Origin of the sequence: Streptomyces sp. NPDC053079 (assembly GCF_044546695.1) — a bacterium.
Lineage (GTDB): Bacteria > Actinomycetota > Actinomycetes > Streptomycetales > Streptomycetaceae > Streptomyces.
Genome location: NZ_JBITZJ010000002.1, coordinates 85298 through 105810, shown reverse-complemented (window position 1 = coordinate 105810; position 20513 = coordinate 85298). Strand labels below are relative to the sequence as shown.

Below are 20513 nucleotides of genomic sequence, written 5' to 3'. Positions count from 1 at the left end.
GCCCCCATGGCTACGGGCGGGCCCACCGGCGGCGTCTCCGCTCGCGGCACCGCATATCGTGCGGAGCATGACCGCCGCGCATCCCTACCCGTACCCCGCGCAAGCCGTGATCCTGGCCGGAGGCCAGGGTTCACGGCTTCGCCCGTATACCGACGACCGTCCCAAGCCGATGGTCGAGATTCCCGGCACGGGAGTCCCGATCATCGGCCATCAGCTTGCCTGGCTGGCCTCCGAAGGCGTCACGGACGCCGTGGTCTCGTGCGGCCATCTGGCCGAAGTTCTCCAGGACTGGCTCGTGTCGGCCGATCTGCCGCTCCGGGTGACCACCGTGGTCGAGAAGGAGCCGCTCGGCCGGGGCGGCGGGCTCAAGTACGCGGCCGCCTCCCTGCCCCGCCCCGACGAGCCCTGGTACGCCACGAACGGCGACATCTGGACGCGCTTCTCGCTGCGGGAGATGGCCGCCTTCCACCATGAGCGCGACGCCACGGCCACCCTGGCGCTGGCCCGGCCGCGCATCCCCTGGGGCGCGGTGAAGACCGACGAGTTCGGGCACGTCCTGGACTTCATCGAGTCGCCGCCCTCGCCGTACCAGATCAACGCCGGCGTGTACGTGTTCTCGCCCGGCTTCACCGACCTGCTGCCGGAGCGCGGCGACCACGAGCGGACCACGTTCCCCCGGCTGGCCCGCGAGCGCCGGCTGGCCGGCTTCCCACTGCCGCACGGGGCGTACTGGCGCGCCATCGACACCGCCAAGGACCTGACCGAGGCCGCCAAGGAGCTGGCCCGCTAGGGAGCCGGTTCCGCCCCCGTACAGCAGAGCGCCGGCCAGGCTGGAGGTCCAGCCCGGCCGGCGCGTGGGGGTGGGGAGGCGGTTCAGCCGAGGAGGCCGCCGAGGGCGCCTCCGCCGCGTGAGCCGCCGGAACCGGAGCCGCTGGACGAGCCGCCCGAGCCGCCCGTGCTCCCTCCGGTGGAGGTGCCCGTCGACGAGCCCGAGGAGCTGTGCGGCGGGGCCGCCGGCGCCGGGGCCTGGCGCGGGGTCTGCGGGGCCGGGCGGACGCTGCCCGTGCTGCCGGGCTGGCCGGCGCTGCCCGCCGAGCTCGCGGGCGTCCGTGCCGCGCCGGGCGCGGACGGGGTGGCGGCCGGCGTCGGCGCCTTGCGGTTGGAGGCGCTGGGCTTCGGGGTGCCCGCGACCGCGGGGCCGTGGGAGCCGCGCGGGGTGGACGAGGAAGGCCGCTGCGGGAGCGGCGAGCCGGGGAGGCTGTTGGCGGGCGGGGCGGGCGTCCCGGGCGCCTGGGCGACCCGGGAGGAGCGGACGGCCCCGCCGAGCATCGAGCCGGCCAGCAGGGAGATCCCGATGAGGACCGTCGCCATGACGGTGCCCCGGCGCAGTACGCGCCGCCGCAGGTCCCACAGCTCGGCGCGCGGGCCGAGCCGCCGCCAGGCCTCGCCGGCCAGCCGCCCGTCGATGGAGTAGAAGGGCGCCCCGGCGATCACCAGGGGGCTCCACGCGGCAAGGTAGATGATGTCGGGCGCGTCGTAGGCGGGGGCGTTCTGCCAGCTGACCGTGACGAGGAGGACCGCGGACAGCAGGGCGCCGATGGAGGCGGCGAGCCGCTGCCAGAGGCCGAAGATGGTCAGGATGCCGACGACGACCTGGAGGAAGGCGACGGTGAGGCCGGCGCCGACGGGGTGGCTCAGGGCGAGGTCCCGCAGGGGCGAGGCCACGGCCCAGGGGTGGAGCTGGGTGAGCCAGCCGACCATGGAGCCGCGCTTGCCGCCGTCGAAGTAGACGGGGTCGCACAGCTTGCCCATGCCGGCGTAGATCGAGATGAGGCCGAGGAAGATGCGCAGCGGCAGCAGGACGACGCCGAGGTTCATCCGGCGCCCGGGGTAGTAGGCGTGGCGGACGGAGTCGCCGCGGCCCTGGTCGAGCTCGTCGTCCTCGTCGGGATCCTGCTCGTCGAACTCGGGGTAGTCGTAGTGCTCTTCGTCGTACGCGCTCTCGGTGGTGCGCACGCCGTGCAGCAGCTGGGTGCCGGGGCCGCCCGGAGCCGCCTCGGCGGGCACCCGGGGGCCGATGACGGTGGTCGGGGGGCCGTCGTCCGCGCCGATGCGCGGCAGCACCTGGGTGGCTCCGGCGTCCCCCGAGGCGGCCGGATGGCCGGGCCCGGCGGCGCCGGAGTCCCGGACGGCCTCCAGGAGTTGGGTGGAGGCCGAGTCGCCCGGACCGGTCCGCCCGCTCCACACCACGGGGGCGCGGCGCTTGGCCGCGCCGCTCTTGACGGTGGGCAGCCGCGCCGTGTCCACTCCTCCGGCGAATTGCCGTACGGCGCGTGGGGGCCGGGCTAGCTGCACCCGGAAGCTCAGGTTGTTGACGATGACCTGCGCGGGGTCGGACGGGACCTTCACCGTACTCAGCACGGGCTGGTCGTCGTAACCCGAAGAGCTTCCCCCCGTAGGTGTGCGGGGTGTTCTGGTGTCCACACTCATCTAACCGAGTGACCGGAGATTAGGACACTGCCTTGACCGGTTCGATGTGTCCGAGACCCGTCAAGATCATCAAGAAAACGCCCGGCGGCCAGGGAAGATCATCCCTGGCCGCCGGGCGAAACGGTTCGCGTCAGGCGCGGCGGCGCGCCGCCTCGTAGAGCACGACGCCCGCGGCGACACCGGCGTTGAGCGACTCGGCGCCGCCCGGCATCGGGATCCGCACCCGGAAGTCGCAGGTCTCGCCGACCAGGCGGGACAGGCCCTTGCCCTCGCTGCCGACGACGATGACGACCGGGCCCTCCAGGGCCTCCAGCTCGTGCAGCTCGACGTCGCCGTCCGCGGCGAGGCCGACGACCATCAGGCCTTCCTTCTGGTACGCCTCGAGCATGCGCGTCATGTTGGTGGCGCGCGCCACGGGCGTACGGGCGGCCGTGCCGGCCGAGGTCTTCCAGGCGCTGGCGGTCATGCCGGCCGCACGGCGCTCGGGGACGACGACGCCGTGACCGCCGAAGGCGGAGACGGAGCGGACGACGGCACCGAGGTTGCGCGGGTCCGTGATGCCGTCGAGCGCGACGATCAGCGGGTCCTCGCCGTCGTCGTAGGCGGCGGCGGTGAGGTCCTCGGGGTGCGCGTAGTCGTACGGCGGCACCGAGAGCACGAGGCCCTGGTGGTTGAGGCCGTTGGTCATGCGGTCGAGCTCGGGACGGGGGGCCTCCATGAGGTTGAGGCCCTTTTCCGTGGCGAGCTGGAGCGCCTCGCGGACGCGCTCGTCGTTGTCCAGGAACTGCTGGACGTAGAGCGTGTTCGCGGGGACGCCCTCGCGCAGCGCCTCGACGACCGAGTTACGGCCGACGACGAGCTCGTTGGTGCCCTTGGGGCCGCCGCGACGCGGCGCGGGGCGGCGGGCGGCGGCGGTCCGCTTGGCAGCGGCGTTGGCGAGGCGGTTCTTCTTGTGCCCCTTGCGCTCCGACGCGGGCGGGGTCGGGCCCTTGCCCTCCAGGCCTCGGCGCCGCTTGCCGCCGCTGCCGACCGTCGCGCCCTTCTTGTTGGACGTGCGGCGGTTCCTGCGCTGGCTGTTGCCGGCCATGGGGTCACCTGTTTCTTTACTGCTCAGAGCCTCTGGGACAGAGGCTCAGTAAACGTACGTACGAAAAGTGTCCCTCAGGACAGGGACCAGCGCGGTCCGGCGGGGGTGTCCTCGATCGCGAGTCCGGAGTGCTGGAGCTGATCACGGATCGCGTCTGCGGTCGCGTAGTCCTTACGCCCCCGGGCGGCTTCACGCTGCTCGAGGACCAGCCTGACCAGCGAGTCCACCACACCGTGCAGATCATCACCACGACCGGCGGCATCGGCCCACCGCACATCCAGCGGATCCAGACCCAGCACACCCAGCATCGCACGGACCTCCGCCAGCCGGGCGACAGCCGCATCCTTGTCATCCGCGGTCAACGCCGAATTACCCTGCCGGACCGTGGTGTGAATGACCGCGAGCGCCTGCGGAACACCCAGATCATCATCCATCGCCTCCGCGAACGCCGGCGGCACCTCGCCCGCCGGCTCCACCGGTCCGGCCTTCTCCACCACCCGCTGAATGAAACCCTCGATCCGCGCGAACGCCGACTCCGCCTCCCGCAGCGCTTCCTCGCTGTACTCGATCATCGACCGGTAATGCGGAGTACCCAGGTAATAGCGCAGCACGATCGGCCGCCAGTGCTTGACCATCTCCGAGACCAGCACGGAGTTGCCCAGCGACTTCGACATCTTCTCGCCGCTCATGGTCACCCACGCGTTGTGGGCCCAGTACCGGGCGAAACCATCCCCGAAAGCCTTCGCCTGGGCGATCTCGTTCTCATGGTGCGGGAAGATCAGATCCAGGCCGCCGCCATGGATGTCGAAGTCCTCACCGAGGTACTTGTGGGCCATCGCCGAGCACTCCAGGTGCCAGCCCGGCCGCCCACGGCCCCACGGCGTCTCCCAGGAGGGCTCACCCGGCTTGGCGGCCTTCCACATCGCGAAATCACGCGGGTCGCGCTTGCCGGTCTCACCCTCACCGGAGGGCTGGAGGAGATTGTCCAGCTCCTGGTTGGACAGCTCCAGATAACCGGGGAAGGAGCGCACGTCGAAGTAGACGTTGCCGTCCGCCGCATAAGCGTGGCCGCGCTCGATCAGGCCCCGCATCATCTCGATCATCTCCGGCACATGGCCGGTCGCACGCGGCTCCACGGTCGGCCGCAGGCAGCCCAGGGCGTCGTAGGCGGCGTTGAACGCGCACTCGTTCTCATAGCCGATCGACCACCACGGACGGCCCTGGTCGACGGCCTTCGCGATGATCTTGTCGTCGATGTCGGTCACATTGCGCACGAACGTCACATCGAACCCGCGGTAGGTGAACCAGCGACGCATGATGTCGAAGTTCAGACCCGAGCGAATATGCCCGATATGCGGCGCGGCCTGCACGGTCGCGCCACACAGGTAGATCGAGACACAGCCCGGAACGAGCGGGGAGAAGTCGCGGATCTGCCGGGCGCTGGTGTCGTACAGGCGAATGGTCACGGCACCAGGGTAGTGGGCCGCGAGGGGTGCCCAGGGCAAAGCCCGGCCTGCAATAAACGGAGCGAACCCTACCGACGCCCTCCGTATGCGCTCCGCATCCATGAAGCGGCGCGCTTTGCCCCTTATCTGCTTTATGCGCCGTAAATACGATCACTTCTGGTAGCTTCCCGGGCACACCTCGACTTCGGCTTTCCCGACCTCCCGGCAGCCGCCGCGGACCCAGGAGGGGCGTTGCACTCCACTCTGCCGGTACAGCAGGAGCATCCGGACCGACGCCCGCCGCCGGCCCCCGGAACGCGTCCGGCCGGGGGCTGCGGGCAGGGCGGCAGGCTGCCGGCGCTGGACGGGCTGCGGCTGTGCGCGGCGCTGATGGTCGTGACCTACCACTACGTCGCCTTCGACAGCGGCGCCTGGCCGCGGCCCGCACGGACGATCTTCCCCGTGGCACACCTGCCCGCCGCCTACGGCTGGCTCGGCGTCCAGCTGTTCTTTCTGATCAGCGGCTTCGTGATCTGCATGAGCTGCTGGGACAAGAGCGTCGGCGACTTCGCCGTCTCGCGCGTCACCCGGCTCTACCCCGCCTACTGGTTCGCCGTGCTGGCCGTCACGCTCGTGGTCTCCCTCTGGCGGTCGCCGGTGAACGCGGTGCCGTCCCTGCGGAACGTCGCCGTCAACCTGACGATGCTGCAGGACCCCCTGGGAGTGGAGCCGGTCGACGGGGTCTACTGGACCCTCTGGATCGAGCTGCGCTTCTACCTCCTGTTCGCGCTCGTCCTCCACAAGGGGCTGACGTACCGGCGGGCCGTGGGCTTCTGCGCGGTCTGGGCCTTCGCGGCGGTCGTCGCGAAGGCGTCCGGCGACCGCGCGCTCGCCCTGGTCCTGATGCCGCACGACTGCTGGTACTTCATCGCGGGCATCGCCTTCTACCTGATGTACCGCTTCCGGCCCGACCCGGTGCTCTGGCTGATCGTCGCCGGCTGTCTGCTCATCGCCCAGCACGACCTGCTGGGCGCCCACGCGCGGGCGGAGGGCTACATGGGCCACCACGTCCCGCGCTGGCCGACGACGCTGCTGCTCACCCTGTTCTTCCTGGCCCTCGCGGCGATCGCGCTGGGCTGGACGCACCGCGTGAGGGGGCGCTGGCTGTCCACGGCCGGGGTGCTGACCTATCCCCTCTATCTGATCCACGAGCGCATCGGCTGGGCCGTCATCCACCGGGCCGACGGCCATCTGCCGCGCTACGTCCTGCTGCCCGCCCTGGTGGCGGCCATGCTGCTGGTCGCCTGGCTGGTGCACCGGCACGTGGAGCGCCCGCTGGCCCGGCTGCTGTCGCGCGGCCTCCAACGGGCGACGGCACAGGCCCGGACGGCCGACAGGGAGGTACGGACCGGGTAGCGGGCAGGGAAGGGAAAACCCGGAGGAGACAACCGTCACGGCCCGCGCGAGCGCATTCTGTGTCAGCATGCCAGCGCGACGGCCCCGCATAGGATGAGCCGACAAGGCAACCGGAGAGGACGACATGCGTTTCGCCAGCCGAGGCCAACTCGATGGCGGCCGGACAGCCGTCCGACAGCAGCAGTCCACCCCCAGACCGAGGTTGTACGTCCTGGACGGGCTCCGCCTTCTGGCGGCCCTCATGGTCGTCGCCTTCCACTACACCGCCCTGCGCGGCGGCTGGGGCCGGCCCGCACACGAAGTCTTCCCCCACCTGGAGATCGTCACCCGCTACGGGTGGACGGGCGTGGAGGTCTTCTTCCTCATCAGTGGCTTCGTCATCTGCATGAGCACGTGGGGACGCTCGCTGGGCGACTTCGTGGTGTCGCGGGCCTGCCGGATCTACCCGGCGTACTGGGTCGCGGTCCTGCTGACCGCCGGTGTCGTCGCGCTGTGGCCACAGGTGCGCAGCGTGAAGAACTGGGACGTCGTCCTCACCAATCTCACGATGCTCCAACAGGGCATGGGCGTCTGGGACGTCGACGGCGTCTACTGGACGCTGTTCGCCGAGCTCAAGTTCTACGTGCTCTTCGCGATCGTCGTGGCCACCGGCGTGACCTACCGCAAGTGCGTGCTGTTCTGCGGCCTGTGGACGGTGGCGGCCGTCATCGCGCCCTCCGCCCACATCAAGTTGCTCGACATCTGGGCGATGCCGCTGTTCTCGCCGTACTTCGTCGCCGGCATCGCCTTCTTCCTGATGCACCGTTTCAAACCCACGGCGCTGCTGTGGGGCATCGTGGGCCTGTCCCTGCTGCTCGCCCTGCACGGGGTGCCGAAGCGGGTCGCGGACAACGCCGACGGGGTGGTCCCGACCTGGCCGGCCACGCTGATCATCGTGCTCGCCTTCGTGCTGATGGCCCTGATCGCGAACGGCGCCCTGGACCGGGTGCAGTGGCGCTGGCTGGCCACGGCGGGCGCGCTCACCTACCCGCTGTACCTGCTGCACCAGTACATCGGCATGACGATCATCTACGGGCTGCGCAGCCATGTGCCGGCCACGCTGCTCGTCGGCGCGCTGACGGCCGTGATGCTGGGGGCCGCCTATCTGATGCACCGCTGTGTCGAGCAGCCGCTCGGCAAGCGGCTGCGCACGGCGCTGCTCAAGGGCATGGAGGAGATGCGCCGCGAGTCCGTCGCGCCCGGTGCCGGCCGCGACCGGGGGCCCGCCGCGCTGCGCGACAGCCTGCCGCTGCTGAAGGAGCCCCGCCGGTACGACCAGCCCGAGCCGGACCGCGTCGGCGCCGCCAAGTCCTCCGACGGCGCCTGAGGCGGACCCCTACAGGGAGCCGACGACCTTGCGCGCCGTGATGCGGACGACGACGCGCTCGGCGTCCTGGGCCGCGGCGGGGTTGAAGTCGGCGTAGTCCTTGCCCGTGTACTTGCGTGCGAGCTCGTTGATGAGCGCGTCGCCGCCCTCGAAGGTGATGTCGGCGGTGCCGCGCACCTCGGCGTAGGTGTAGGGCGCGTTCGGCGGGTTGATCAGGACCGTCACGCGCGGGTCGTGGCGGAGGTTCTTCTCCTTGCGCCGCCCCAGCGTCGTGGAGACGAGCAGGTCGTCGCCGTCGCGCTTGATCCATGTGACGGACAGCTGGGGGCTGCCGTCGGGCTGGATGGTCGCCACGGTGGCGAAGACGGGGTTGTCGTCGATGTACTTCTTCAGATCCTCGGAGAGCTCGGCTGGCACGGTCGGGTCCTTCCGTCGCTGACATCGCGTCCAAGCGCACCGTATTCCCGGCGGCGGGGATACGGTGCGCGGACGCGCGGTGCCTTAAGCGGCGGAGGGGTAGACCAGGGCGGTGGCGATGGCCGCGAGGCCCTCCGCGCGGCCCGTGAGGCCCAGTCCGTCGGTCGTGGTGCCCGAGACGGAGACCGGGGCGCCGACGGCCGCGGAGAGGGCCTTCTGGGCCTCCTCGCGACGCTTGCCGATCTTGGGCCGGACGCCGATCACCTGAATGGCGACGTTGCCGATCTCGAAGCCGGCGGCGCGCACGATGCGGGCGGCCTCCGCCAGAAGGGTGACGCCGGCCGCGCCCGACCACTCGGGCCGGTCCGTGCCGAAGTGGGCGCCGAGGTCGCCGACGCCGGCCGCCGAGAACAGCGCGTCACAGGCGGCGTGCGCGGCGACGTCGCCGTCGGAGTGCCCGGCGAGGCCGTGGCTCGCGCCCTCCCAGAGCAGGCCCGCGCACCACAGCTCGCGGCCCTCCTCGAAGGCGTGGACGTCCGTGCCGACGCCCACCAGGGGCAGCACCGGGCGGTTGGTCTCAGAAGCCATCGTTGGCCCTCCTGCGGGCGAGTACGGCCTCGGCCAGCACCAGGTCCAGCGGCCGGGTGACCTTGAAGGCCTCTTCGTGGCCGGGGACGACCACGACCTGGACGCCGAGGCGCTCGACCATGCCGGCGTCGTCCGTGGCGCCCTCGCCCTCCAGGGCGACCTTCTCGTGCGCCTCGGCGAGCGTGGCGCGGTCGAAGCCCTGCGGGGTCTGGACGGCGCGCAGCAGCGAGCGCTCCGGCGTGCCCACCACGGGCTCCGGCTCACCGGCGCGCTCGCCGGTGCGGGGCTCGACCTGCTTGACGGTGTCCGCGAGCGGCAGCGCCGGTACGACCGCGGGCGCGCCGGCCCGTACGGCCGCGGCGACGGCGTCGACCGTGTCGACGGGCACCAGCGGGCGTGCGGCGTCGTGGACGAGGACGGCGGTGATGTCGTCGGGGAGGGCCGCGAGGCCCAGCCGGACGGACTCCTGACGGGTCTGCCCGCCGGGGACGACGACGACCTCGGTGCGGGTGCTGTCGCGGTCGGCGAGCGGGTACTCGTCGAGGAGGTTGCGGACCTCGGCGGCGCCGTCGGACGGGGCCACCACGACCACGAGCGAGACGGCGCGGGAGGCCGTCATGGCCCGGACCGCGTGGACGAGCATGGGGGTGCCGCTGAGGGCACGCAGCGCCTTGGGGGCGCCCGGCCCGAGCCGTACGCCCCGGCCGGCGGCCGGAATGACGGCGGCGGTGCGCGCAGGGGGCCCCGACGTGACGTGGGTGACCGGTGCGGCGGCTCGATCAGACATTGCGTTCGCGTTCAGGTTTGCTTCCTCGGCCGAATTGGGTATGGCCTCAGCGTGCCGGGCACGATGCCCCGACCAGCCCCTTCCGTGACGACTGGCCGGGACGGCTGCCCGGGCCCGGCACGCCAAGTACGGCGATACGGACGACAGGTTCGCACAGAGCAGAGATGCCCGGAGCAGAGATGCCGCAGCGCCCGGCGGATGACTGACGTCATCGCGCGGGCACCGCGGCACTTCTATACGTCCGGTCTATACGTCCGGTTGTGTCCGGCCTCCGGCGGCCGAAGACGTCCCCGTCCCGGCCGGACAACCGACACCTGGGTGCGTCAGGACGCGAGAACCTCGTCGAGCAGGGCCTCGGCCTTGTCCTCGTTGGTGTTCTCCGCGAGGGCCAGCTCGCTCACCAGGATCTGCCGCGCCTTGGCGAGCATGCGCTTCTCACCTGCGGAAAGACCGCGCTCACGCTCGCGGCGCCACAGGTCGCGGACGACCTCGGCGACCTTGATCACGTCGCCCGACGCGAGCTTCTCGAGATTTGCCTTGTAGCGACGGGACCAGTTCGTCGGCTCTTCCGCATACGGTGCGCGCAGCACCTCGAAGACCCGGTCAAGCCCGTCCTGGCCGACCACATCGCGAACACCGACGAACTCTGCATTGTCCGCCGGCACCCGAACCGTCAGGTCACCCTGGGCGACCTTCAGCACCAAGTAGGTCTTGTCCACGCCTTTGATCTGGCGAGTTTCGATGGCCTCGATCAGCGCGGCCCCGTGATGGGGATAGACCACGGTGTCGCCAACCTTGAACGTCATGTGACAGGTACCCCTTCCGTGGCTATCCAGTCTAACACGGGCAGAGCATGTTCTGAATGGCGTTTCCGCAGGTCAGGGCATATCTCGGGGCTTGACAACAGCAACCGGAACGTGCTGCGGGAGCCTTCCGGAAGCGGGTATTCGCAGGTCGGAGCGGTTGTCCGGGCAAGGCGAAAGCCACACGTTACACGTGTCGGACAGGCCCCGCGAGCGGCTGAACGTCCCGTTTTGCCGGGGTCCGGTCGGCGGACTTCCGGTACTCCGTTCGGGGCCCGCCCGTCTTCCCCATGGGTAATCCCGAATTGATCAAGCCCGACTTGATCAATTCCGGAACTCCTTCCCCGCCCCTTCCCTTCCTCTTCCGGTCCCGTTCCTCATCCGTCTCCGCATTCCGTGCCGATAATCCGACGCGGCGGCTTCCGGGGCCTTCCCCGGGGAGCGTGATCGACCGGTGGTTCATATTCGGCCGCGCCGCCGCCGGAGGAGCGAGTTGACCATGGGGGCGGGTCGGGTGCGGCGGCCGCACGACGGCTCGGTAACCTAAGCCCGCTGACACAGACCCTTATCTCGTGCGTACCTCGTACTCGTACTTCGTCAAGGAGATGCCGCCGCCGTGAGCAGCAGCCTTCGACGCGGCGCTCTCGCCGCTTCCGCCCTCGTGCTCTCGATCGCCTCGCTCACCGCCTGCGCGGCGGGCAACAGCGCGCAGACGCTGGAGGTCAAGCCGGACAACGCCGCCACCTCGGTCGGCGACGTGAAGCTCCAGAACATCAACGTGATCACCCAGCCGAAGCAGGACGCCACCGGTCCCGCGGTGATCACCGGCCAGATCTTCAACAACGGCCGCAAGGACCAGACGCTCCGCTCGATCAAGCTGCCCGGCAAGAACGTGGACGTGAAGCTCACGGCCGCCAAGGGCAAGTCCGGCGAGATCGTGGTGCCGGCGGGCGGCTCGGTGCTGCTGGGCGGCAAGGACAACGCGTCCGCCGTGCTGCCCAAGGGCCGTGAGGGGCTCAAGGACGGCGAGTCGCAGCCGCTGGTCTTCAACCTCAGCTCCACGGGCGACGTGAAGATCTCCGCGTTCGTCGTGCCCGCGACGAGCTACTTCAAGGAGTGGGGCCCGGAGGAGATGCCGGCCCAGAGCAAGCCGGGCGGCAAGCCCGCCAAGCCCGGCAACGGCACCGCCACGAGCCCGTCCGGCGTGGACGGGGGCCAGCAGAGCGGCCAGACCGGCCAGCCGGCCCCGAACGGCCAGCAGAACGGCCAGAACGGCGCCGCCAACCCGGCCACGCCCGCCGCGGGCCAGCCGTCGACGCAGCCGGCCGGCGGCCAGCACACCGCCGGTCACTGAGAACGGGCGAGGGGCCCGGAAGCTTCGGCTTCCGGGCCCCTCCGCGTACGTGCCGCGGTCTACGGCTCGAACTTGTACCCGAGGCCGCGGACCGTGACCAGGTAGCGCGGCGCGCCCGGGTCCGGCTCGATCTTGGCGCGCAGGCGCTTGACGTGGACGTCCAGCGTCTTGGTGTCGCCCACGTAGTCGGCGCCCCAGACGCGGTCGATCAGCTGCATGCGGGTCAGCACGCGCCCGGCGTTGCGCAGCAGCATCTCCAGGAGGTCGAACTCCTTCAGGGGCAGGTCGACCTTGCCGCCGGAGACGGTGACGACGTGCCGGTCGACGTCCATGCGGACGGGGCCGGCCTCCAGCGCGGCCGGGGTGACCTCCTCCGGCTCGCCGCGGCGGCGCAGGACGGCGCGGATGCGGGCCACCAGCTCCCGGGACGAGAAGGGCTTGGTGACGTAGTCGTCGGCTCCTATTTCGAGCCCGACGACCTTGTCGATCTCGCTGTCCTTGGCCGTCACCATGATCACGGGCACGTTGGAGCGGCCGCGCAGCTGCCGGCAGACCTCGGTGCCGGGCAGGCCCGGCAGCATGAGGTCGAGCAGGACCAGGTCGGCGCCGTTGCGTTCGAACTCGTCCAGCCCGTCGGGCCCGGTGGTCGCGATGGCGACCTCGAAGCCTTCCTTGCGGAGCATGTAGGACAACGCGTCGCTGAAGGATTCTTCGTCCTCGACGACGAGCACTCGGGTCACGGGATGACCTCCGGTCGGGTCTTTGGGGTACACAGCGCGGTGGGGATACGGGCGGCGGTCTCGTCCACGGCGACGAGGGTCACGGGAGGGCCCGCCGGGAGGGCCCGGCGGGAGCGGGGTTGTCGGGGAGTGCGGGGGCGGCGTACACCTCGTCGTCGAGTTCGCCCTCGCCCTCGTCGGCCCCGGGGTCGCCGGGTCCGAGCAGCGGGCGGTTGCGTTCGCGAAGGTCGCGCTCGCGGTCGCGGACGGCACCGGCCTCCGGCAGCCGCAGGGTGAAGGTGGAGCCCTGGCCTTCGGCGCTCCAGACGCTGACCTCGCCGCCGTGCGAGGCGACCACGTGTTTGACGATGGACAGGCCCAGGCCCGTACCGCCGGTGGCGCGGGAGCGCGCGGGGTCGACGCGGTAGAAGCGCTCGAAGACGCGCTCGCGGTCCTTCTCGGAGATGCCGATGCCCTGGTCGGTGACGGCCAGCTCGATGAGGTCGCCGCCGGGTGCGGAGACGCGGCGGGCCGCGATGCCGACGCGCGTACGGGCGGGGCTGTAGTTGACGGCGTTCTCGACGAGGTTGCCGAGGGCGGCCGCGAGCTGGCCGCGGTTGCCCCAGACGTGCAGGTCGGCGGTGCCGCCGGCGGCCATGGTGATCTGTTTGGTGCCGGCCTGATGGCGGCAGCGGTCGATGGCCTCGGCGACGAGCTCGCCGACGGGCACCGGCTCTGCGTCCTCCAGCGGGTCGTCGTTCTGCACCCGGGACAGGTCGATGAGCTCCTGCACCAGATTGGTCAGCCGGGTCGCCTCGATCTGCATCCGGCCCGCGAAGCGGGTGACCGCCTCGGGGTCCTGGGAGGCGTCCATGACGGCCTCGGAGAGCAGGGACAGGGCGCCGACCGGCGTCTTGAGCTCATGGCTGACGTTGGCGACGAAGTCACGGCGGACGGCCTCGATGCGGCGGGCCTCGGTGAGGTCCTCCACCAGCAGCAGCACGAGCCGGGAGCCGAGCGGGGCGACCCGGGCCGAGACCGCGAGCGCGTCGCCGCGGCCGGTGCCGCGCCGGGGCAGGTCGAGCTCGACCTGGCGTATCTCGCCGTCGCGGCGGGTGTCGCGGGCCATCTGCAGCATGGGCTCGACGGCGAGCTTGCCGCCGCGCACGAGCCCGAGGGCGTACGCGGCCGAGCTGGCCTTGACGACGGCGTCGGCCTCGTCGAGGACGACGGCGGAGGAGCGCAGCACCGACAGGACGGTGTCCACGCCGGGCGGCAGCACGGCGTCGGTGTGCAGGGAGCTGCGGGTGGGCCGGGCCTGGTCGCGCTCGCTCCAGCGGAACGCCAGCATGGCGATCACGCCGGTGCACACTCCGGCGATCGCTGCCGCTGCGGCGACGGCCGCGTCCACGTTCATGAGTCCAGGTTATGCGGGGGCGCCGACACGGCCACAGCCAAATGGGGGCCGTCTCGAACATACGTTGCCGAGAGTTCACCTTGACGTCGGTGGTGGTTCACTCCGGCGGTCGGCGGCCGTCGCGTTCCGGCCGGAACGTGGCAGTGTGAACGGGCGGAGACCCCCCGGCCACCGGTAGTACTCAAGGCGAGAGAAGGTCAGGCAATGCGGGACGCGTACCACGAGGAGCTGGATTCGATCGGCGAGGGCCTCGTCGAGATGGCCCGGCTCGTGGGCTCCGCGATCGGGCGCGCCACCACGGCGATCCTGGACGCGGACCTCAAGCTGGCGGAGTCCGTGATCGCGGCGGACACCAAGGTCGACGATCTGCAGCGGGACCTGGAGGCGCGGGCGATCGCCCTGCTGGCCCGGCAGCAGCCGGTGGCCACCGACCTGCGGATCGTCGTCACGTCGCTGCGCATGAGCGCCGACCTGGAGCGCTCCGGCGACCTCGCCCAGCACGTGGCCAAGCTGGCCCGGCTGCGCTACCCGGAGACGGCGGTGCCGGGCGACCTGCACGCCACGATCCTGGAGATGGGCCAGCTGGCGCAGCGGCTGATGGCGAAGGCCGCCGAGGTGATCATCACCAAGGACGTGGACCTCGCGCTGCAGCTGGAGCAGGACGACGACGCGATGGACCTGCTGCACCGGGCGCTGTTCCAGCACCTGATGGACGACCGCTGGCAGCACGGCATCGAGACGGCCGTCGACGTGACGCTGCTGGGCCGCTACTACGAGCGCTTCGCCGACCACGCGGTCTCGGTGGCCAAGCGCGTGGTCTATCTGGTGACGGGCGAGCACGCGGACGAGCTGACCCAGTCGGAGGGGCGGCAGGGCACGCCGGAGGCTCCGTAGCGCCGGCGCCCCCAGCGAACCCGCGTCCCGAGTGCTTCCGTGCGCCTCCGTGCGCCCGTACATACGTACGCGAGGGGCATTGACGGTCGGCCCGGGCGGTCCTTGACTGGGTGGGAAGGCAGACACCCCTCTAGGAGGAAACCGAATGAGCGGCTGTCAGTGTGGTCCCGGGTGCTCGTGCGGCTGCCAGAGCGGCGGCTCCTGCCAATGCGGCGGCAGTTGCAGCTGACACGTCCCGCATGTCACTCACACGCAGAAAGTCGGCCCCCGTCCGGTAGTTACCGGACGGGGGCCGACTTTCTGCGCACGTGAGGGGGGCTACTTCTTCTTGCCCTGGTTCTTCACGGCCTCGATGGCGGCCTTCGCGGCCTCCGGGTCGAGGTAGGTGCCACCCGGCTTGACCGGGCGGAAGTCGGCGTCGAGCTCGTAGGCGAGCGGGATGCCGGTGGGGATGTTCAGGCCCGCGATGTCGGCGTCGGAGATGCCGTCGAGGTGCTTGACCAGGGCGCGCAGGGAGTTGCCGTGCGCGGCGACCAGGACCGTGCGGCCGGCCAGCAGGTCAGGGACGATGCCGTCGTACCAGTACGGCAGCATGCGGACGACGACGTCCTTGAGGCACTCGGTGCGCGGGCGCAGCTCGCTCGGGATCGAGGCGTAGCGCGGGTCGTCGCTCTGCGAGAACTCGGTGCCGTCCTCGAGCGCCGGCGGCGGGGTGTCGTACGAGCGGCGCCAGAGCATGAACTGCTCCTCGCCGAACTCGGCCAGGGTCTGGGCCTTGTCCTTGCCCTGGAGGGCGCCGTAGTGGCGCTCGTTCAGCCGCCAGGAGCGGTGGACCGGGATCCAGTGGCGGTCGGCGGCCTCCAGTGCGAGCTGCGCGGTGCGGATCGCGCGCTTCTGCAGGGAGGTGTGGACCACGTCGGGGAGCAGGCCGGCGTCCTTGAGCAGCTCACCGCCGCGGACTGCCTCCTTCTCGCCCTTCTCGTTGAGGTTGACGTCCACCCAGCCGGTGAACAGGTTCTTCGCGTTCCATTCGCTCTCGCCGTGGCGGAGGAGGATCAGCTTGTACGGTGCGTCGGCCATGCCCATGAGCGTAATCGACCGCCCGAGCGGCTCGCGCCCGGGACGTTTGACGGCGACCGTCAATTGATTGGCATGCACAAGATCAGCCAAGTAAGTTGCGCATCACGGATTGGGTACTTACACACGGGGGACACAGCATGTCGATCGCCAGCATCCGCACAGCCGCGAGGCAGAGCGTCTCGGGGCTGCCACGGGAGTTCTGGTGGCTGTGGACCTCGACGCTGATCAACCGGCTGGGTTCCTTCGTCGCCACGTTCCTGGCCCTCTACCTCACCCTCGACCGCGGCTACTCGGCCTCCTACGCGGGTCTGGTCGCGGCCCTGCACGGGCTCGGCGGAGTGATCTCCTCCCTCGGTGCCGGCGTCATGGCCGACCGGCTCGGGCGGCGGCCCACGCTGCTGATCGCCCAGGTCTCGACCGCCCTCTCGGTGGCGCTCCTGGGCTTCATGCAGCAGCCCGCGACCATCGCCGCCGTCGCGTTCGTCGCGGGCATGGCCGCCAACGCCTCGCGGCCGGCCGTGCAGGCGATGATGGCCGACATCGTGCCCGCCGAGGACCGCGTCCGCGCCTTCGCCCTCAACTACTGGGCGATCAACGTCGGCTTCGCCTTCTCCTCGCTCGCGGCCGGCCTGATCGCCGAGCACAGCTACCTGATCGGCTTCCTCGGCGAGGGCGTACTGACCCTCGTCTGCGCCCTGCTGGTCTTCTGGAAGCTGCCCGAGTCCCGGCCGGAGCCGACGGACGCGGCGGGTGCCGGGGCCGGGGGCGAGCCCGCCGTCAGCCTGTGGACCGTGCTGCACGACCGGCGCTTCATGGCCGTCGTCGGACTGTCGTTCCTGATGGCCTTCATCTTCATGCAGCACTCGGTGGCCCTGCCGGTGGCCATGGGAGCCGACGGCTTCTCGCCGGGCGACTACGGCACCGTCATCGCGGTCAACGGCGTGCTGATCGTGGCCGTGCAGATCCCCGTCACCCGTCTCCTCGAGCGCCGCGACCCGCGGGCGCTGCTGACGATCTCCGCGCTGCTCGCGGGCTACGGCTTCGGGCTCACCGCGTTCGCCGGGTCGATCGGCGTCTACATGCTGACCGTCGTCGTCTGGACCCTGGCCGAGGTCGTCAACTCCCCCACCCAGATGGGACTCGTGGTGCGCCTGTCGCCGTCGCACGGCCGTGGCCGGTACCAGGGGATGTACACCATGTCGTGGTCCGTGGCCGCGCTGGTGGCCCCGCTGGTGGGCGGAGCGGTGATCGACCGCTTCGGGGCGGACGTGCTGTGGGGGATCTGCGCGGTGGTGGGGACCGTGGCGGCGGCGGGGTACTGGCTGCTGATGCGGGGGCTTCCGACGGAGGCCGCCGAGGGGGCGGTGGCCCCGGGGCCGGCCCCCAAGGAGACGGAGCCGGCGGCGGCGTGAGGGGCCGGGCCCTGGTCACTCCTCGCGCGTCAGACGCGTGAACGCGTCGAGGTTGCGCGTCGATTCGCCGCGCGAGGTGCGCCACGCGTACTCCTTGCGGATGGCGCTCGCGAAGCCCATCTCCAGCAGCGTGTTGAAGCTGCCGTCCGCGTGCTCCAGCACCGTGCCGAGGATCCGGTCCACCTCCTGCGGCGTCACGGCGGCCAGCGGCAGCCGGCCCACGAGGTAGACGTCACCGAGCCGGTCGACGGCGTAGGCCAGGCCGTAGAGCTTGGTGTTGCGCTCCAGCAGCCAGCGGTGCACCGCCTCGTGGTTCTCGTCGGGGCACCGTACGACGAAGGCGTTGACCGACAGGGAGTGGTTGCCGACGACCAGGGAGACGGTGGTCGACAGCTTGCGCGTGCCGGGGAGCTTCACGACGTACGTGCCGTCGGACGGGCTCTCCCATTCGAGGCCCGCCTCGTCGAGCGTCCGCTCGACGGTGGTCTTCGCGTCAGACATGTGCCGAGCGTAGGCGACGACGGCGCTCGCCGATCGCCGCGGTGTACACCTCGGCGGTCGCGGCGGCGGCCGCGCCCCAGCCGAAGGACTGGGCGTGCCGGGCGGCGGCCGCGCCCATGCGGTCCGCGAGCTGCGGCTCCTGCGCGAAGCGGCGCAGCGCCGCGGCGTAGCCGGCCGGGTCGTGACCGTCTATCAGGAAGCCGCTGACCTCGTCGCGCACGGCCACGGGCAGGCCGCCGACGGACGCCGCGACGACGGGCGTGCCGCAGGCCTGCGCCTCGATGGCCACCAGGCCGAAGGACTCGCTGTAGGACGGCATGACCAGCACCGACGCGGCCCGGTACCAGTCGGCGAGCTGGTCCTGGCCGACCGGCGGGCGGAAGCGGACGACGTCGGCGATGCCCAGGCGGGCGGCCAGCTTCTGCAAGCCCTCGGGCTTGGCCATGCCGCTGCCGCTGGGGCCGCCGACGACGGGCACCACGATGCGCGAGCGCAGGGCGGGCTGCTGGTCCAGGAGCTCGGCGACGGCGCGCAGGAGGATGTCGGGGGCCTTGAGGGGCTGGATGCGGCCGGCGAACAGCGGGACCAGGGCGTCGGCCGGCAGGCCCAGGCGTTCGCGGGCCGCGGCCCGGCCGTCGGCGGGCCGGAAGCGGTCGAGGTTGACGCCCGGGTGGACGACGGCGACCTTGGCGGGGTCGGCCTCGTAGTGGTGGACCAGTTCCTGTGCCTCGCCGTCGGTGTTGGCGATGAGCCGGTCGGCGGCCCGGACGATCTGCGTCTCGCCGATCACGCGGGCGGCGGGCTCGGGCGTGTCGCCCGCGGCGAGGGCGGCGTTCTTGACCTTGGCCATGGTGTGCATGGCGTGGACCAGCGGCACCCCCCAGCGTTCGGCGGCGAGCCAGCCGACGTGGCCGGAGAGCCAGTAGTGGGAGTGGACGAGGTCGTAGTGGCCGGGCCGGTGGCCGGCCCACGCCTGCATCACGCCGTGCGTGAAGGCGCACAGCTGCGCGGGCAGCTCCTCCTTGGCCAGGCCCTCGTAGGGGCCGGCGTCGATGTGCCGGACGAGCACGCCGGGGGCCAGCTCGACGGTGGGCGGGAGGGCGCCGGTGGTGGCGCGGGTGAAGATCTCGACCTCGATGTTGATGTCGGCCAGTCGCTTGGCGAGCTCGACGATGTAGACGTTCATGCCGCCCGCGTCGCCCGTGCCGGGCTGGTGCAGGGGGGAGGTGTGCACGCTCAGCATCGCCACCCGGCGGGGGCGGCGGGCGGTGCCGAGGCGGCGCAGCTGGGGCTTGGGGAACGTGCCGAGCGTCCGGCCGCGGCGGGCGCCGAGCCTGGATGCGTACTGGCTCACCGTATGTCCTCCGTCTGCCGAGGGTCCGTCCCTGGGGGCGCTCACCACCTGTCAACCAGTGTGAACAACGCGGAGGCGGGCTCCCCTTCCCACTTTGCCAAACAGTGACCCAGCCCTCTTCTCCGGCCTTACCGCCTGGTCAGCGCGGCTCCGACGGCGAGCTGCGCGCCGGCCGTGACCAGGAGCGCGGTCATGGGGGCGGCCCAACCGCCGGTGGCGCCGTGCAGGAGCCCGACGGCCAGGGGGCCGAGCGCGGCCAGGAGGTAGCCGGCCGACTGCGCCAGCGTGGACAGGGCGGTGGTCTCCGCCGGACTGCCGCCGCTCTGCGCGATCACGGCGAGCACCAGGGGGAACGAGCACAGCCCCAGCCCCACCAGCACCGCCCACACCCAGGCCAGCGCCACGGGTGCCACCAGCAGTCCGCCGAACCCCGCGAGCATCGCCAGCGACACGGCGACGAACGCGCCGCGCAACCGGTCCGGGCTCCCCGCCCCCTTGGTCGAGGCCAGCATGACGAACGACATGGGGATGCCCACGGCCTGGGTGAGCGCCAGCACGGCGCCCGCGCCGGACTCCGACATGCCCTGGCCGGACAGGAGCGAGGGCAGCCAGCCGACGACGGCGTAGGCGTTGAGGGCCTGGAGCCCGAAGTAGGCGGTGACCAGGACGCCCGTCCGGGTGCGGGCCACGGACCGCAGCGGGATCCGCTCGGCGGGCCCGGGGGCGCCGGGGCGCGAGGGGGCGCGTACGCCCGCCCACACCGCCGTCGCCACGAGCGCGGGCAGGGCCCAGACGGCGAGCCCGAGCGAGGGCGAGCCCACCGCGTCGGCCACCGGAACGGCCACGGCGGAGGTCAGGGCCGCCCCCAGGGCCAGGGCGGTGGTGTAGAGGCCGGTGAGCAGGCCGGTGCGGTGGGGGAAGTGGGTCCGTACGAGCGTGGGCAGCAGGACGTTGCACAGGGCGAGCCCGGACATGCCGAGCACCGTGCCGGCGAGCAGCGCCCCCGTGTGCGGCACGGCCCGCACGGCGAGCCCGGCGGTCAGCGCGAGGAGCGCCAGCAGGACGGTCCGTTCGGCGCCGAACCGCCGCGCGAGGGCTCCCGTGCCGGCGCCGGCGGCGGCGAAGCAGAGGGTGGGCAGGGCGGTCAGCAGCGCGGCGCCGGTGGCCGGGAGGCCGGGCGAGAGGCGCAGGGCGTCGAGCAGGGCCGAGGCGCTGCTGATGCCCAGGCGCAGGTTGAGGGCGACGAGGACTACGGCGAACACGGTGAGCAGGCCCGCCCGGGTGCGGGCGGGCCTGCTCACCGCGGCGGTCGCGTGCGTCGTCGTGGCAGTGTCGGCGGTCATGACATCAAACGTAAGACGTCTGACGTTTGATGTCCATGCC

The 20513-nt window shown here is 71.6% G+C and carries 19 protein-coding genes; 6 read left to right on the top strand and 13 right to left on the bottom strand.

Going from position 1 to position 20513, the window contains the following annotated elements; genetic code table 11:
• Positions 1 to 67 precede the first annotated feature (67 nt).
• The gene (locus tag ACIGXW_RS07690; protein WP_071964894.1) at positions 68 to 790 is read left to right on the top strand and encodes a nucleotidyltransferase family protein; all 723 of its coding nucleotides are present in this window, start codon (positions 68 to 70) and stop codon (positions 788 to 790) included.
• Positions 791 to 873: 83 nt separating this feature from the next.
• Here ACIGXW_RS07690 and ACIGXW_RS07685 read toward each other — a convergent pair whose 3' ends face one another.
• From ACIGXW_RS07685 to cysS, 3 genes are all read right to left on the bottom strand, one after another.
• A complete protein-coding gene (locus tag ACIGXW_RS07685) occupies positions 874 to 2490 on the bottom strand; it encodes a DoxX family membrane protein (protein WP_399571042.1) in 1617 nt (538 codons plus the stop codon).
• A gap of 130 nt (positions 2491 to 2620) precedes the next feature.
• On the bottom strand, positions 2621 to 3577 hold the full coding sequence (gene rlmB / locus ACIGXW_RS07680; protein WP_071964892.1) for a 23S rRNA (guanosine(2251)-2'-O)-methyltransferase RlmB: 957 nt from the start codon (positions 3575 to 3577) through the stop codon (positions 2621 to 2623).
• 74 nt (positions 3578 to 3651) lie between these two features.
• Entirely contained in the window at positions 3652 to 5043 is a 1392-nt protein-coding gene (gene cysS / locus ACIGXW_RS07675) for a cysteine--tRNA ligase (RefSeq protein ID WP_399571039.1), read from the bottom strand.
• A gap of 231 nt (positions 5044 to 5274) precedes the next feature.
• On the opposite strand from cysS, the gene ACIGXW_RS07670 reads away from it, so the two are divergent.
• The gene (locus ACIGXW_RS07670; protein ID WP_399571036.1) at positions 5275 to 6438 is read left to right on the top strand and encodes an acyltransferase family protein; all 1164 of its coding nucleotides are present in this window, start codon (positions 5275 to 5277) and stop codon (positions 6436 to 6438) included.
• Between the two features lie 124 nt (positions 6439 to 6562).
• Complete coding sequence (locus ACIGXW_RS07665) at positions 6563 to 7804, top strand: acyltransferase (RefSeq protein ID WP_071964889.1); 1242 nt, start codon at positions 6563 to 6565, stop codon at positions 7802 to 7804.
• A 9-nt stretch (positions 7805 to 7813) separates the two neighbouring features.
• Here ACIGXW_RS07665 and ACIGXW_RS07660 read toward each other — a convergent pair whose 3' ends face one another.
• The 4 genes from ACIGXW_RS07660 to ACIGXW_RS07645 form a co-directional block, all read right to left on the bottom strand.
• Positions 7814 to 8221 (bottom strand): PPOX class F420-dependent oxidoreductase, encoded by a 408-nt coding sequence (locus ACIGXW_RS07660; RefSeq protein ID WP_071964888.1) that lies wholly within the window; start codon positions 8219 to 8221, stop codon positions 7814 to 7816.
• Positions 8222 to 8305: 84 nt separating this feature from the next.
• Entirely contained in the window at positions 8306 to 8809 is a 504-nt protein-coding gene (ispF, locus tag ACIGXW_RS07655; RefSeq protein ID WP_071964887.1) for a 2-C-methyl-D-erythritol 2,4-cyclodiphosphate synthase, read from the bottom strand.
• Complete coding sequence (gene ispD, locus ACIGXW_RS07650) at positions 8799 to 9596, bottom strand: 2-C-methyl-D-erythritol 4-phosphate cytidylyltransferase (RefSeq protein ID WP_399571034.1); 798 nt, start codon at positions 9594 to 9596, stop codon at positions 8799 to 8801. Before ispD ends, ispF begins: the two co-directional genes overlap by 11 nt.
• Before the next feature lie 323 nt (positions 9597 to 9919).
• Positions 9920 to 10402 carry a CarD family transcriptional regulator gene (locus ACIGXW_RS07645; protein WP_003953493.1) on the bottom strand — a complete coding sequence of 161 codons (483 nt, stop codon included), beginning with the start codon at positions 10400 to 10402 and terminating at the stop codon, positions 9920 to 9922.
• 613 nt (positions 10403 to 11015) lie between these two features.
• Here ACIGXW_RS07645 and ACIGXW_RS07640 point away from each other — a divergent pair.
• Entirely contained in the window at positions 11016 to 11753 is a 738-nt protein-coding gene (locus ACIGXW_RS07640) for a DUF461 domain-containing protein (RefSeq protein WP_399571032.1), read from the top strand.
• Positions 11754 to 11812: 59 nt separating this feature from the next.
• On the opposite strand, the gene ACIGXW_RS07635 is transcribed toward ACIGXW_RS07640, so the two are convergent.
• Positions 11813 to 12493 carry a response regulator transcription factor gene (locus ACIGXW_RS07635; protein ID WP_071965810.1) on the bottom strand — a complete coding sequence of 227 codons (681 nt, stop codon included), beginning with the start codon at positions 12491 to 12493 and terminating at the stop codon, positions 11813 to 11815.
• A 79-nt stretch (positions 12494 to 12572) separates the two neighbouring features.
• Positions 12573 to 13889 (bottom strand): ATP-binding protein, encoded by a 1317-nt coding sequence (locus tag ACIGXW_RS07630; protein ID WP_071965811.1) that lies wholly within the window; start codon positions 13887 to 13889, stop codon positions 12573 to 12575.
• A gap of 204 nt (positions 13890 to 14093) precedes the next feature.
• Here ACIGXW_RS07630 and phoU point away from each other — a divergent pair, with 204 nt between their 5' ends.
• On the top strand, positions 14094 to 14783 hold the full coding sequence (gene phoU / locus ACIGXW_RS07625; protein ID WP_399571029.1) for a phosphate signaling complex protein PhoU: 690 nt from the start codon (positions 14094 to 14096) through the stop codon (positions 14781 to 14783).
• A 318-nt stretch (positions 14784 to 15101) separates the two neighbouring features.
• Here the strand turns inward: phoU and ACIGXW_RS07620 are convergent, their stop codons facing one another.
• Entirely contained in the window at positions 15102 to 15863 is a 762-nt protein-coding gene (locus ACIGXW_RS07620; protein WP_071965595.1) for a phosphoglyceromutase, read from the bottom strand.
• 137 nt (positions 15864 to 16000) lie between these two features.
• Between ACIGXW_RS07620 and ACIGXW_RS07615 the strand changes: the two genes are divergently transcribed.
• Positions 16001 to 17275 (top strand): MDR family MFS transporter, encoded by a 1275-nt coding sequence (locus ACIGXW_RS07615; RefSeq protein WP_399571027.1) that lies wholly within the window; start codon positions 16001 to 16003, stop codon positions 17273 to 17275.
• A 15-nt stretch (positions 17276 to 17290) separates the two neighbouring features.
• Here the strand turns inward: ACIGXW_RS07615 and ACIGXW_RS07610 are convergent, their stop codons facing one another.
• The 3 genes from ACIGXW_RS07610 to ACIGXW_RS07600 form a co-directional block, all read right to left on the bottom strand.
• Positions 17291 to 17776: a YbjN domain-containing protein gene (locus ACIGXW_RS07610; protein ID WP_071965814.1), complete on the bottom strand. Its 486-nt coding sequence runs from the start codon at positions 17774 to 17776 to the stop codon at positions 17291 to 17293.
• The gene (gene mshA, locus ACIGXW_RS07605; RefSeq protein WP_071965815.1) at positions 17769 to 19130 is read right to left on the bottom strand and encodes a D-inositol-3-phosphate glycosyltransferase; all 1362 of its coding nucleotides are present in this window, start codon (positions 19128 to 19130) and stop codon (positions 17769 to 17771) included. The genes ACIGXW_RS07610 and mshA overlap by 8 nt, the downstream gene beginning before the upstream one ends.
• 128 nt (positions 19131 to 19258) lie before the next feature.
• A complete protein-coding gene (locus ACIGXW_RS07600; protein WP_399571024.1) occupies positions 19259 to 20473 on the bottom strand; it encodes an MFS transporter in 1215 nt (404 codons plus the stop codon).
• Between the last annotated feature and the right edge of the window lie 40 nt (positions 20474 to 20513).